Raw genomic sequence first — 12820 nt, forward strand, 5'->3', positions numbered from 1 at the left:
TGAAGGGAGGCATGGTTCGGCTCCAGAGCGCCGCCAGCATTTGCCAGGGCCGAACGCGGCGGGCGGCGTCGGGCGTGCTGGGCGGACCATTCGCACCACCCGGGGATCGTGCGGGGGATCCTACATGAGTTTATCAAGCGTGATCGGCAGGTCCCGGATGCGCTTGCCGGTCGCATTGTAGATCGCATTGGCGACCGCGGCGCTCGTCCCGGTGATCCCCAGTTCGCCGATACCGTGGACGCCGAGGGGAGCGTGGGGATCCGGGATGTCGGTCCACATCACGTCGATCTCGGGCACGTCCATGTGCACAGGAACGTGATATTCGGCGAGGCTTGGATTCACGATCCTGCCGCTACGCCCATCGAACTGAGTTTCTTCCATCAGGGCCATGCCAAGGCCCATGATAATCCCGCCCCGTAGCTGACTGGCCGCGGTCTTGGGGTTGAGCACGCGCCCGCAATCGAACGAGCCGAGGAACCGGGTTATGCGGACTTCTCCCGTTATCGCGTTCACGCGAACCTCGCAGAACATGCCGCCTTGCGAATGCATCGACCATTGCTGCATCTCGGTCGGAGGGGGACTTTCCGCCTCCACACTGATCTCAGCGCGACCGGCGCGCCCGAGAATGGCTTTGTAACTCTCGCGCCGCGTCGGTTCGTCGAGCTTCATCAAACCAGCGTCCTGGACACTCACCTGGTCAGCTGCGAGGCCGGCAAGCGGCGAGGTGCTGTCGACGAGCTTCAGCAGGGCGGTCACAAGCGCGGTTTGGACCGCCAACACAGTAGCGGCCATCGAGGCGGTCTGTTGCGACCCTGCGGCCAGGACAAGACCTGGGAAAGCTGAATCGCCGTACGCGAACGTGACATTGTCGATCGGTAAGCCAAGGCGTTCCGCGATGACCTGCGTCTGCACCGTTGCGGTGCCCATCCCCATTTCATGGGCAGCCACCTCTAGCCTGGCTTTGCCGTCGCGCGTGAGCGTTAGGCGCGCCGCGCCACCCGGCATTCTCACATACGGGTGGGAGGAGGCCGCACAGCCCATCCCCACCATCCACTCTCCATCGCGTGTCGAACCCGGCACCGAGTTGCGCTTGGACCATCCGAAGCGCTTCGCGCCTGCTCGCCAGGCAACATCGCCGTTGTGAGACGAGAACGCCGTGCCCGAAATCGGGTTTTTTTCCGGCATGTTGCGCAGCCGGAGCTCGATCGGGTCAAGACGGAGCGCGTCAGCCAATTCATCCACTGCGCATTCAAGAGCGTAGGTCCCGACCGCTCCGCCTGGTGCCCGCATCTGGGTATTTGCGATCACGTCCATGAAAGCGAGCTGATTATCGAGGCTGAAGCTGGTCGCGGTGTAGCTGCTCATCGCAGCCATCATGAACGCCTCGGCCAGTTTTGTGCGCTTGGTTGTCGTCGACGTTCCGGTGTGGATGATCGCGCTGAACTGACCGTCCTTGCCCGCACCGATCGCGACGCGTTGCTCCGTCATCGAACGACCGCCGATTACGCGGTAGACACCCTCTCGAGACAGGGCGATCCGCACCGGACGATCGGTAAGCTTGGCAGCGGCTGCTGCCAGCACCTGGTGCTGCCAGAGCATTTTACCCCCGAACCCCCCGCCGACGAAGGGGGACGTGACATGCACCTTCGTCTCTTCGATCCCGAACATCACCGCGAGCGTGGCCGCAGTATGCGTGACAGCCTGGGACGCATCGTGGACGATCAGTTCATCGCCTTTCCACGCCACGGTTGCTGCATGCGGCTCGATGGCATTATGGCTCTGGTTCGGCGTGCGATAGGTCTCATCGACGGATACAGCCGCTGCCTTGAGCGCGCTCTCGGCGTCGCCGACTTTGACGAGAAGCTTTTGCCCCATAGCCTCGCCGGTCTCGGTAGGCTTTGCCTTGGCGGCTGCGAAAGTGGTGACTGCTGGCTCGGCAACATAGCGCGCGCCGACAAGCGATGCGGCATAGTCCGCCTGTTCCTGCGACGTAGCGAGCACGACTGCGATCGGCTGCCCATTCCAGTGGATCCGGTCGTCCTGCAGGACCGCGAGACTGTCTCCACCGCCCGCTTTCGGGTTGGTTTCGCCTGGCCCCATCATCATCAACATTGGTTTCATGCGCGGTGCATTGTGATGGGTCATCACGGCGATAACCCCAGCGGCTTTCGTCGCCTGCGCCGTATCGAGCGTCTCGATCCGCCCCTTGGAGATCGTGCTGAATACCAGGCTTGCATACAGCATGCGGTCCATCGCGAACTCTGCGGCGAACGTTGCCTTGCCCCGCACTTTCAATGGCCCATCGATGCGGGAAACTGGCTTTCCGATCGGGCCGATCTTGGCATCTTGGGAAGCGGACTTCACTTTCTTGACCGTCGCGGTTCGCGTGATGGCACGCGCAGGTCCCACCAGCGCAATCGTGGTCAGAGTAGCGGCCACCACCGTCCGTCGATCCACTTTTGTCATCACCCGCGCCCCCTCGTACTGTCGGCGGCAAGTTCGGCGAGCACCGCCACGATCGCGCGCCGCGCAAGCTCGACTTTGAAGCCGTTACCGCTGAGCGGTCGCGCGGCAGCCAATTCGACATCCGCCGCAGCTCGGAAGCTTGCCTCCGTGGCCGGTTTTCCAATTAGAGCGGCTTCTGCCGCGTGCGCGCGCCACGGCCGATGGGCGACGCCGCCAAGCGCCAACCGTGCGACTCTAATGGTCCCCGATTCAACGTCGAGCACGCCGGCTACCGATACCAATGCAAAGGCATAGCTCGCCCGGTCACGAACCTTGCGGTACGTCGAGCGCATACGCGCACCGCTGGCAGGTAGCTCGATCGCCGTTATCAACTCGCCGGGTTTCAGAGCGGTCTCTATTTCGGGATGGTCGCCGGGCAGTCGATGGAGATTGATCAGCGGTAGAGTGCGCGCGCCGGTTGGCCCTTGGAGATGAACCTGCGCATCGAGCGCTGCTAGCGCGACGCACATGTCCGATGGATGGGTCGCGACGCAAGCAGGCGATGCGCCGAGGATCGCGTGGCCACGATTGTAACCGTCGATCGCATCGCAACCCCGCCCAGGCGACCGTTTGTTGCAACGCGCACCCTCGACGTCGTAAAAGTACGTGCACCGCGTTCGCTGAAGAATATTGCCACCGACCGTCGCCATGTTCCGGATCTGCGCAGACGCACCGGCAAGGATCGCACGGCTGAGGACAGGATAGCGGCTGCGGACAGCACGATGTTCGGCAAGCGCGGTATTGCGAACCGCCGCCCCGATCAGCAGCCCACCATCCTCATGCTCCTCGATGATCGACGCAAGACGCGACACGTCGATCAATGAGGTTGGCCGTTCGACCGTCTCCCTGATCAGATCGACCAGATTGGTGCCACCCCCTAGATATTTCGATCTAGCTGCGCGGCCGAGATCGATCGCCTCGGCAGGATCGGCCGCGCTGGCATAGCTGAAGGGAGTCATTTGACGGCTCCCGCATATGTTTCGCTGATCGCGGCAACGATTCCGTTATGCGCGCCGCACCGACACAGATTACCGCTCATCCGCTCGCGTACTTCGTCGTGCGTGAGGACAAAAAAGTCGGCCGTCAGATCTCGGGAAACGTGGCTAGGCGACCCGCGTGCGATCTCGGCCGCCATTCCGACCGCTGAGCAAATCTGACCAGGCGTGCAATACCCGCACTGAAAACCGTCATGCTCGATGAAGGCGGCTTGAAGCGGGTGTAATTCCGATTCTGCAGCGAGACCCTCGATCGTAGTCACTTGGCGACCCGTATATTGAACAGCTAGAGCCAGACAGGATACGATGCGTTCGCCATCGACCAGGACCGTGCAAGCTCCGCAAGCACCCTGATTACAGCCTTTCTTCGTCCCCGAGAGACCAAGGGTCTCTCGCAGCATGTCGAGGAGCGACATGCGCGCGTCGCCCGGTGGTTCGACCGGCTTGCCGTTGATCTGCATCGTCCTGCTTATGCTGGTCACGAGACCTCCTAGCGGTCCGCCGCATCGTTGATGAGGGCTGAGCGGATGCTAGCACCGTACAACGGCTTTCCTTTGGCAAATCACGCCAAAGGCGTTGCAAGACGCGCCAATTGCGGTCGCGATAGCGGTCACAAAGGAACAGATCCGCGTTCAAAAGAGTATCATGATCGAGCGTGCAGCTTGCACAGGCCAGCACAGGTGCGTCAAGATGGATTGTTGGGGACCAATCGATGCAGCAATATCTTCCGATAGTGTTGAACGCTTTGATGGCGCTGGGATCTCTTATCGGTGCAACTATTGCTTTGATGAATCCCGCCGCATTGATTACTTCTCCTTCTATCAGCGCGGGGGAGATCTTCTACTCTAGAATGTTTGCGGCGCGGGCTATTCCGTTCGCTTTGATTACTGCGTTCGTACCGCTCCATTTTGGCGGGCCCGTATCGGTCGTAATCATCTTCACTGCCGCAGCCATCCAAGCGGCCGATGCCGCCATTGGAGTGCAAAACCGGAATCGGACAATGGCGGTCGGGGGTTCGATCGCAGCGATTGTGCACGGCCTGTGCGGACTGGCGGTTATGTCTGATACCTGAATTACAGCTGTGCCATCCGGGGTCGATCCGATGATGGCGATCAGCGGGAGGGCGGTTAGAGGTGGTTCTAGGAATCTGAACAGCGGGGATAAGTGGATTGCCGATCTGAGAGCGGCCATGCTGGCCGCGAAGAGGAGGCAAGATGAGCAAGCGACCCCGCCGGAACCACAGCCCGGCATTCAAGGCCAAGGTGGCGCTGGCTGCCGTGGGAGGCGAGAAGACGCTGGCCGAACTGGCGCAGGAGTATGAGGTGCACCCGAACCTCATTAATCAGTGGCGGTCCAAGCTGCTGGAGGGGGCGTCAGACGTGTTCGGAGCGGTGCCGGCAGCGAGCGAACCAGCGGTCGATATAACGGTGCTGCACGCAAAGATTGGCGAGCTGACGCTGGCGAACGATTTTTTGGCCGGTGCGCTCGGGAAGGCCGGTCTGTTGCCGAGCGCAAAGCGATGATCGACCGTGACCATGAGCTGCCGCTGGCCCGTCAAGCGCAGCAGCTCAAGATCAGCCGCGGCAGCATCTACTATCTCCCGCGGCCTGTCTCGCCGGCCGACCTGTTGATCATGCGGCGGATCGATGAGCTTCATCTGCTCTATCCGTTCGCCGGCAGCCGGATGCTGCGCGATCTGCTCCGGCAGGAAGGCGTGGTCATCGGGCGACGGCATGTCGCGACGCTGATGAAGCGAATGGGGCTCGAGGCGATCTACCGCCGTCCGAACACGTCGAAACCGGCGACGGGGCACAAGATCTATCCGTACCTGCTGCGCAAGCTGGCAGTGATCCGGCCGAACCAGGTCTGGGCGACGGATATCACGTACATCCCAATGGCTCGCGGTTTCGTCTATCTGGTGGCTATCGTCGATTGGTTCACCCGACGGGTGCTGGCCTGGCGAGTGTCGATTTCGATGGATGTCGCGTTCTGCGTCGCTGCGTTGGAGGAAGCGCTCGCACGGTACGGCAAGCCTTCCATTTTCAATAGCGACCAAGGCTCGCAATTCACCAGTGTGGCCTTCACCGCCGTCCTGCACCGCGAAGAGATAGCAATAAGCATGGATGGCAAAGGGTGCTGGCGGGACAACGTGTTTGTTGAGCGCCTGTGGCGCTCGGTGAAATACGAAGAGGTGTACCTCAATGCCTACGCCTCGGTTCCCGAAGCCCGCGCCGGCATCGGTCGATATCTCGCATTTTATAACGGCGTCCGGCCACATTCAGCCCTTGGCGCCAGAACACCGGACCAGGTATACTTCGACCAGCCGCTTCTCGCAGCGGCATGATCAACCCGCGGTAGTCCACTTATCCAGACCGCGAGCCTGTTCAGACAAGCGGAGCCACCTCTGGTTGGACGAACCCGGCCCCCTCGGCATGTCTCTAGTACGGTATTCGCTAGCGGCACGAACAGGGCATCATTGTACCCTCAACCGGAACGGACCCCTCTAGGGGAAATCGAGGAAGTGCGTGTGGCGGTAGGGGTGGAATTGCGGTGCCGTTTTGCAGATCGCGTTAATGCGTTGCTTCGCGACAAAGGTCTTTCGAGGAACACCCTTGCCGAGCTCAGCGCGCTTCCGGCGGGTCGCGTCGATCGGATCTTAGACGGTCGCCTCGCCGGGATCACTTTCCGCGACATCACTGTGATCGCTGCTATCCTCGAGACGCCGGTTTACTCCCTTCTTGTCACGAGCAACCCGGCGGTCGAGGTCGTATCGTTCGAGATAGTTGAAGAGCGTGGACCGGGCGACGCCTAGTTCTTGTGCGACATCCGTGGCGGTCGCGCCGGGCGCGCTTAGCTTTTCACGAATCTCCGGGAGCTTGTCAGGTCCGAGTAGGCGCTTCCGGCCTGGCGGCGACATCTCGGCGGGGTGTGTCTTGATGCCGTGAATGTGTCGATAGTGGCTATCTAAGGCATCGAGCATGGTATGCAGCTTGTCGTCGGCACAAGGCTCGATGACAATCTTTGGCGTGCAGATTTCAACGCTGACGCCATTTCTGAGCAGCTTGGTGAGCGTGCGAATAAGCATCGGGGTCGCGAGTGCCAGGCAGGAAAGATCATATACTTTGACGCGGTCGCCAGCGGCGAGGCCGATCCCTTTACGGTCGAGCAGATCGGCAAGCTGATTGAAGGTCTTACGCCCTGCAAGCATCTCCAGGTCGCCAGGATTCAGACACAAACGTTGGTCTTCAATCGTCGCCGAGCCAGGGGTTTGCGCGAGGAAAGCGACGGTCTTGCCCAATCTTTTGCCCTTTGCGCAACGCGCTTCACCAAGAAACTGCGAAAAAGCGCAGTCCCGCCAACCCCCAGGAGAGGGTTTTTATGTCAGGTCGCCCGGCTCGGCAACCGGGTGAACATGTCGGGCAGGAGCAAATCGCCGTTTTCGTTAACTAGTGGTCCGAATCTAACACTTGGTGCCCGCGTCTGACGGCGGCGATGATTTTATCGGGGTCGGCGGTCCAGACGAAGGGCTTTGAGCTTTCGTTGTGCTCGACCAGGAAGCGGTTGATGGCGGCCTGAAGGTCGACGAGCGAATGAAACACGCCGCGTTTGAGTCGACGGTTGGTCAGCCTGGCGAAGAAGCCCTCGACGGCATTGAGCCAGGAACAGGACGTAGGCGTAAAGTGGAAGGTGAAGCGCGGGTGGCGCTCGAGCCACTCGCGAACCTTGGGGTGCTTGTGAGCGGCGTAATTGTCGAGGATCACATGGATCGCCTTGCCGGCGGGCACGCGCGCTTCGATCAGATTGAGAAAGCGGATGAATTCCTGGTGGCGGTGCCGTTGCATGTTGCGGCCGATCACGGTCCCGTCGAGGATGTTGAGCGCGGCAAAGAGCGTAGTGGTGCCGTTGCGCTTGTAATCATGGGTCATGGTGCCGGCCCGCCCCTTTTTCAGCGGCAGGCCGGGCTGGGATCGGTTGAGGGCCTGGATCTGGCTCTTCTCGTCGAACGACAGGACGATCGCGTGGGCGGGCGGCGCGACATAAAGGCCCACGACATCGCGAAGCTTGTCGATAAACTCGGGATCATTGGACAGCTTGAACTGCCGAACGCGGTGAGGCTGGAGGCCGTGGGCGCGCCAGATCCGGTGAACCGAACTGGCGCTGATGTCGGCTTCGCGGGCCATCAGCGAGGCTGTCCAATGGGTCGTCTCACCCGGCGGCGCCTCATGCGTCCGGCTCGCTACCCATGCGACAACCTCCGCGGTTAGGGGAGGGATGCGCGACGGACGGGTCTTGTCGCGCAGCAGCCCCTCCACCCCTTCCTGCATGAACCGCTCCTGCCAGCGCCACACGCATGTCTTCGATGTGGCCGTCCGCCGCATGATCTCGCTGGTGCCGATCCCCTCGGCGCTCAAAAGCACGATCTTGGCGCGCCAGACGTGCTTTTGGGGCGCGTTACGATCCTTGCAGATCCGCTCGAGACGCTCTCGGTCCGCCGACGCAAGGTCGATGATTATACCACTTCGCATCCCCGATGACTCGCACGGCAAAACGGCGACGGGAATCCCTAATCGGACTCAACTGTCAGGCGATAACCACTAGCTGGAGTTAGCCGCTCGCGATTGAGTGTTGCCACCCCCGTCAATTATGGCTTAGAGACAAATCTGTACTAAGCTGACGGAAGGCGGTCATGCTTCCAGTGGGTCTCACGGCAAAGGCGATTCAGCTCTGCGCAGCAGGGCTTGGAGGGGCTTTGTTGCATAACTGCGCGAGAGCATGACCGACGTTTTACTTGAAGATGTTATTGGATGCGGACGGTCAGCGGCGTTCCTATTTCGGAGAACCGATTGAGAATTGCAGCGCGGACTTTGAGCTCGGTAATCTGACGATCGAAGGTGCGGGCGACAACGCGTTGACCCAGGAGTTTGAAGCAGTGCATTTTGGTCTCGACCAGACTGCGGCGATGATAGCCGCTCCACTTTTTCCAGATTGCGCGACCAAGCCGCTTTGTCGCGCGTAGCGCTCCATTGCGTGCATCGACGCCGGGACCGCCTTCTGCCCATGGTTGCCCGTTGCGGCGGACCGGGATGACCGCATCGGCACCGCGCCCGGCAATAGCGGCATGGCAGTCCCTGGTATCATAAGCGCCATCTCCGCCGACGCTGAGTATCCGCTCGTCTCCGGCAATTTGCGCCAGGAGAACGGGCAGCGTCGGTGCATCGCCAATGGCATTCGTCGTGACCTCAATGGCACGGATATCCAGCGTCCCAGCATTAATCCCGAGATGCACCTTGCGCCACTGCCTGCGGTAAGACGGTCCGTGTTTGCGCGTCTTCCACTCGCCTTCTCCCGTCATTTTGATCCCGGTGCTGTCGACCAGCAGGTGCAGTCCGCCCGAGTTGGCCCGCCCGCCAAGGTTGACCTTCAACGTCTTCTGCCGTCGGCACAGCGTGGTATAATCCGGCACCGACCAATCCAGCCCCGCCATTTTGACCAGGCTCGAAACCAACCCCGTCACTTGCCGCAAAGGTAGGTTGAACAGCGTCTTCAGCGTCAGGCACAGCTCTATCGCGCCGTCTGAAAACCGCATCGGGCGACCAGGGCGACCACACGGCTTCGAAAGCCAGTGCATCTCCGGATCAAACCATATTTCCAGCGACCCACGCCGCTTCAGCGCCGCATTATACTCAGGCCAGTTCGTCGTACGATACACAGGTGCGGCAGGTTTGGGCATTACGCCCATCTATCTTGCCCGATTCCCTGCGGGAATCCCCAACGTCAGTTTTGCAACAACGCCGTGTCGAGCCGATGAAGGAGGGCGAGGAGCTGGACCCGGCCATACTTTCACGGTTCGGTGTGCACGACGCTTTCCAACACGATTAGAGACGATATTGTCGGTCGATAGAAATGCCAACTCGGACCCCGCAACATGGCCGTCTATCATTTTCACGCGCGTATTATCCGTCGATCCGTCGGGCAAAGCGTGGTTGCGACTGCGGCCTGGCAGAACGCCTGCCGCCTTCGCGACGAGCGCCTTGGGCGCTTCTCGGATTTCACCGACAAACGCACGGTTAAGCGGTCCGAAATTCTGCTGCCCGAGGGCGCGCCGCCGCACTTGGGCGATCGCGAGGCACTGTGGAATGTCCTCGAAGCCAGTGAAATCCGAAAGGACACCCAACTCGCCCGTCAGTACGATCTCTCGATTCCCGACGAATTTGATCTAACCAACGCCGGCGATGTCCTTCGCCGCTTCGCCATTGCAAATATCACAACGGCTGGCTTCCCGGTCGATATGACGCTGATCGAGGTAGCCGGCGATGGCCCATCGCCGCACCGGCACGGCTACCTGAGAACACCGGTAATAAAAGGGGCCATTCATCGGGCGGTAGCACCGGATTAAAAAGGGGCCACTCCTGCTAGACCTTCGCTTTTGTGCGGAGGCGGAGGGTGAAGAGAGTGGAGCTTTATCAGAAGGTTCGCCATGCCGTGATTATTGACGGCATGAGCCGCCGTGCCGCAGCTGCGTATTATGGGATTAATCGCAAGACGGTCGACAAGATGCTGGTTTTTCCGGAGCCGCCGGAGCACGGGCGATGCGGGGTTACGTACAGCCGGAAGCTGTCGGGGTTCACCGAGATCATCGATCAGATATTGACCGATGACCGCACGGTGCATGCCAAGCAGCGGCATACGGGAGGACGGATATTCGAGCGGTTGCGCGATGAGCATGGTTTCACCGGCGGCATTACGATTGTGCGCGATTATGTCGCGGGCGCGAAGTTACGCAGCCGCGAGGTATTCATTCCGCTGAGCCACAGACCGGGCCATGCACAGGTGGACTTTGGTGAGGCGGACGGGATCGTCGGCGGCAAGCTGATACGGTTCCACTATTTCTGCATGGATCTGCCACACAGCGACGCGCCGTTCTTCAAGGCCTATCCGGCCGAGGTGGCCGAGGCGTTTTGTGAGAGCCATGTCGCGGCCTTTGCTTTCTTCGGCGGCATCCCGCGCTCGATCCTATATGATAACACCAAGCTGGCGGTGGCGCAGATACTGGGTGACGGGAAGCGTGAGCGCAGCCGGATGTTCTCGACCCTGCAGAGCCATTACCTGTTCGAAGACAAGTTTGGCCGCCCTGGCAAGGGTAACGACAAGGGCAAGGTCGAAGGGCTGGTCGGTTATGTGCGGCGGCACTTCATGGTGCCGATGCCGGTGGCGGACAGCTTTGATGCCATGAATGCCCGCTTTCTCGAACAATGCGTGGAGCGCAGGCAGTCGGTGCTGCGCGGGCACAGTCAGAGCATCGGTAACAGGCTGACCACCGACCTGGCGGCGTTTATGCCGCTGCCAGCGGTGCCGTTCGATCCTTGCCATATCGTGACAGGGCGCGCCTCGTCGATGTCGCTGGTCCGTTATCGCACCAATGATTACTCGGTGCCAACGGCCTATGCCCACCAGGAGGTGGTGATCAAAGGCTATGTCGATCGGGTCGCGGTAATCTGCCGGGGGGAACAGATCGCGGTGCATCCGCGCAGCTATGAACGCGAAGACTTCATCGCCAACCCGCTGCACTATCTGGCGCTGCTGGAGCAAAAACCGCGCGCGCTTGATCAGGCCGCGCCGCTCGATGGCTGGGTACTGGCCGAGCCGATGCACCGTATTCGCCGGTTGATGGAGGCGCGCAGCGGCAAGGAAGGGCGCCGCGAGTTTATCCAGGTGCTACGGCTATGCGAGCGCTTCGAGCAGTCCCAGGTTGAATGGGCGGTGGCGCGGGCATTGGATTTGGGGGCGATCAGCTTTGATGCGGTAAAGATGATTGCGCTGGCGCGGCTTGAACGGCGGCCACCGCGGCTTGACCTGCAGTTTTATCCGCATCTGCCGCGCGCCGATGTCGGACGCACCGACCCAGGTGCCTATATGGGCTTGCTGTCTCAGGCCAATGCTTCAGCGACAGGAGTACCGGCATGAGCGAACCCCTGATGCCGCTGCCTGCTATGGCGCAGATCCCTACCAGTGTGCCGCCTGCGGTGCTGCTGGCCAACCACCTCAAGGCGCTCAAGCTGCCGACCTTCGTGCGCGAGTATGAGAAGGTTGCCCTTGAAGCCGCGCAGGACCGCGCTGATTATCCGCGCTATCTGCTGCGGCTGTGCGAGCTTGAGCGGATCGACCGTGAACGCCGCATGGTGGAACGCCGCATCCGCATGGCAAAGTTCCCGCACACCAAGAGCTTCGACACCTTCGATTTTGCTGCCCAGCCTTCGCTGAACAAGTCGCTGGTGCTGGAACTGACGCGCGGTGAATGGATCGAACAGCGCCGCAATGTCATCGCGCTGGGGCCCAGCGGCACGGGCAAGACCCATGCCGCCCTCGCGCTTGGCCTTGCTGCCTGTCAGAAGGGCCAAAGCGTGGCGTTCACCACGGCCGCCGCGCTGGTGCATGACCTGATGGAGGCCCGGGATGAGCGGCGATTACGCATTCTTCAGAAGCATCTGGCCTCGGTCAAGCTGCTGATCCTCGACGAGCTGGGCTATGTGCCGTTCACCGCCGTTGGCGGGGAGCTGTTGTTCGAGGTGCTCAGCCAGCGATACGAACGGGGCAGCACGCTGATCACCAGCAATCTGCCGTTCGATGAATGGACGTCGGTGTTCGGCTCCGAACGCCTCACCGGCGCGCTGCTCGACCGGTTGACCCACCACGTCCACATCCTCGAGATGAATGGTGACAGCTTCCGCCTTGCCAGCAGCCGTAAGCGCCAAAAGGACAAGGAGGGTAGCAGGATGACCTGATCCCAAACGGCAATCGGCGTCGGGAAATCGGCTTCCGCTACGCTACAGCCGCTTCCCCGACGCCGATCAAACCCAGCCTCAACCAGAGGCTTTTTGTTTAAACTGACTGGCCCACTTTTAAACCGGTGGCTGGCCCCATTTTATACCGGCGTTGACAGGAACGCGACGTCGGCAGGGCAGTATCACGAAAGCGGGGAACGGGGCAGCGCGGCGGATGCTGATCGAGGCCGCCTGGAGCTATCGTTTCCCGGCACGGATCAGTCGGGAACAGCTTTTGCGGCAGGAGCAACTCGCTCCGCCGGCACGCGCGATCGCCTGGAAGGCACAGGAACGGCTCTGCCTTCAATATCGTAAGCTTAGCCGTGCCGGCAAACCTCTCACAACGGTGACCACAGCCATTGCGCGCCAACTCGCCGGCTTTGTCTGGGCGATCGCGCACGAGGTCAGCACGCCCACGGCGTAGTTGCCGCCAAAACCTAGGAGAAGGAGATTACGCTGACGCAGCCCTACCTGGATTTGGGCAAAGTTGGGGGCACG

General features: G+C 61.1%; 11 protein-coding genes and 1 pseudogene. 6 read left to right on the top strand and 6 right to left on the bottom strand.

Annotated elements, in window-relative coordinates; translation table 11 throughout:
- Window positions 1–120: 120 nt before the first annotated feature.
- The 3 genes from ACVWYO_RS11775 to ACVWYO_RS11785 are packed head-to-tail and all read right to left on the bottom strand — an operon-like array spanning window position 121 to window position 3961.
- Entirely contained in the window at window positions 121–2466 is a 2346-nt protein-coding gene (locus ACVWYO_RS11775; protein ID WP_457350969.1) for a xanthine dehydrogenase family protein molybdopterin-binding subunit, read from the bottom strand.
- Window positions 2466–3464 carry an FAD binding domain-containing protein gene (locus tag ACVWYO_RS11780; protein WP_457350971.1) on the bottom strand — a complete coding sequence of 333 codons (999 nt, stop codon included), beginning with the start codon at window positions 3462–3464 and terminating at the stop codon, window positions 2466–2468. Before ACVWYO_RS11780 ends, ACVWYO_RS11775 begins: the two co-directional genes overlap by 1 nt.
- On the bottom strand, window positions 3461–3961 hold the full coding sequence (locus ACVWYO_RS11785) for a 2Fe-2S iron-sulfur cluster-binding protein (RefSeq protein ID WP_457350973.1): 501 nt from the start codon (window positions 3959–3961) through the stop codon (window positions 3461–3463). The genes ACVWYO_RS11780 and ACVWYO_RS11785 overlap by 4 nt, the downstream gene beginning before the upstream one ends.
- Before the next feature lie 251 nt (window positions 3962–4212).
- Between ACVWYO_RS11785 and ACVWYO_RS11790 the strand changes: the two genes are divergently transcribed.
- Both ACVWYO_RS11790 and ACVWYO_RS11795 read left to right on the top strand, forming a co-directional pair.
- Complete coding sequence (locus tag ACVWYO_RS11790; protein ID WP_457350975.1) at window positions 4213–4572, top strand: hypothetical protein; 360 nt, start codon at window positions 4213–4215, stop codon at window positions 4570–4572.
- A gap of 142 nt (window positions 4573–4714) precedes the next feature.
- A protein-coding gene (locus ACVWYO_RS11795) for an IS3 family transposase (protein ID WP_457349017.1) occupies window positions 4715–5844 on the top strand; the annotation gives its coding sequence in 2 pieces (ribosomal slippage) (window positions 4715–4976 and window positions 4976–5844; 1131 coding nt in all).
- A gap of 312 nt (window positions 5845–6156) precedes the next feature.
- Here ACVWYO_RS11795 and ACVWYO_RS11800 read toward each other — a convergent pair.
- The 3 genes from ACVWYO_RS11800 to ACVWYO_RS11810 form a co-directional block, all read right to left on the bottom strand.
- Complete coding sequence (locus ACVWYO_RS11800) at window positions 6157–6798, bottom strand: recombinase family protein (RefSeq protein WP_457350977.1); 642 nt, start codon at window positions 6796–6798, stop codon at window positions 6157–6159.
- A 148-nt stretch (window positions 6799–6946) separates the two neighbouring features.
- Window positions 6947–8026 (bottom strand): IS630 family transposase, encoded by a 1080-nt coding sequence (locus ACVWYO_RS11805; RefSeq protein WP_457348493.1) that lies wholly within the window; start codon window positions 8024–8026, stop codon window positions 6947–6949.
- A gap of 272 nt (window positions 8027–8298) precedes the next feature.
- Window positions 8299–9231, bottom strand: coding sequence for an IS5 family transposase (locus ACVWYO_RS11810; protein ID WP_457350979.1), 933 nt, complete (start codon window positions 9229–9231; stop codon window positions 8299–8301).
- 195 nt (window positions 9232–9426) lie between these two features.
- Here ACVWYO_RS11810 and ACVWYO_RS11815 point away from each other — a divergent pair, with 195 nt between their 5' ends.
- The 4 genes and pseudogenes from ACVWYO_RS11815 to ACVWYO_RS11830 form a co-directional block, all read left to right on the top strand.
- Window positions 9427–9897 carry a MobA/MobL family protein gene (locus ACVWYO_RS11815; protein ID WP_457350981.1) on the top strand — a complete coding sequence of 157 codons (471 nt, stop codon included), beginning with the start codon at window positions 9427–9429 and terminating at the stop codon, window positions 9895–9897.
- A gap of 47 nt (window positions 9898–9944) precedes the next feature.
- Window positions 9945–11465 (top strand): IS21 family transposase, encoded by a 1521-nt coding sequence (istA, locus tag ACVWYO_RS11820; RefSeq protein ID WP_457349514.1) that lies wholly within the window; start codon window positions 9945–9947, stop codon window positions 11463–11465.
- An 11-nt stretch (window positions 11466–11476) separates the two neighbouring features.
- Entirely contained in the window at window positions 11477–12283 is an 807-nt protein-coding gene (istB, locus tag ACVWYO_RS11825) for an IS21-like element helper ATPase IstB (RefSeq protein WP_457354905.1), read from the top strand.
- A gap of 154 nt (window positions 12284–12437) precedes the next feature.
- Window positions 12438–12746, top strand: a pseudogene (locus ACVWYO_RS11830) (IS110 family transposase); the annotation flags it as partial.
- Between the last annotated feature and the right edge of the window lie 74 nt (window positions 12747–12820).

The organism is Sphingomonas sp. UYP23, assembly GCF_054059235.1.

Bases quoted from the DNA above. Each gene is read 5' to 3' on its own strand.
- ACVWYO_RS11805 (WP_457348493.1), bottom strand. From the start codon at position 8,026: ATGCGAAGTGGTATAATCATCGACCTTGCGTCGGCGGACCGAGAGCGT.
- ACVWYO_RS11780 (WP_457350971.1), bottom strand. From the start codon at position 3,464: ATGACTCCCTTCAGCTATGCCAGCGCGGCCGATCCTGCCGAGGCGATC.
- ACVWYO_RS11775 (WP_457350969.1), bottom strand. From the start codon at position 2,466: ATGACAAAAGTGGATCGACGGACGGTGGTGGCCGCTACTCTGACCACG.
- ACVWYO_RS11790 (WP_457350975.1), top strand. From the start codon at position 4,213: ATGCAGCAATATCTTCCGATAGTGTTGAACGCTTTGATGGCGCTGGGA.
- istB (WP_457354905.1), top strand. From the start codon at position 11,477: ATGCCGCTGCCTGCTATGGCGCAGATCCCTACCAGTGTGCCGCCTGCG.
- ACVWYO_RS11785 (WP_457350973.1), bottom strand. From the start codon at position 3,961: ATGCAGATCAACGGCAAGCCGGTCGAACCACCGGGCGACGCGCGCATG.
- ACVWYO_RS11810 (WP_457350979.1), bottom strand. From the start codon at position 9,231: ATGCCCAAACCTGCCGCACCTGTGTATCGTACGACGAACTGGCCTGAG.
- ACVWYO_RS11815 (WP_457350981.1), top strand. From the start codon at position 9,427: ATGGCCGTCTATCATTTTCACGCGCGTATTATCCGTCGATCCGTCGGG.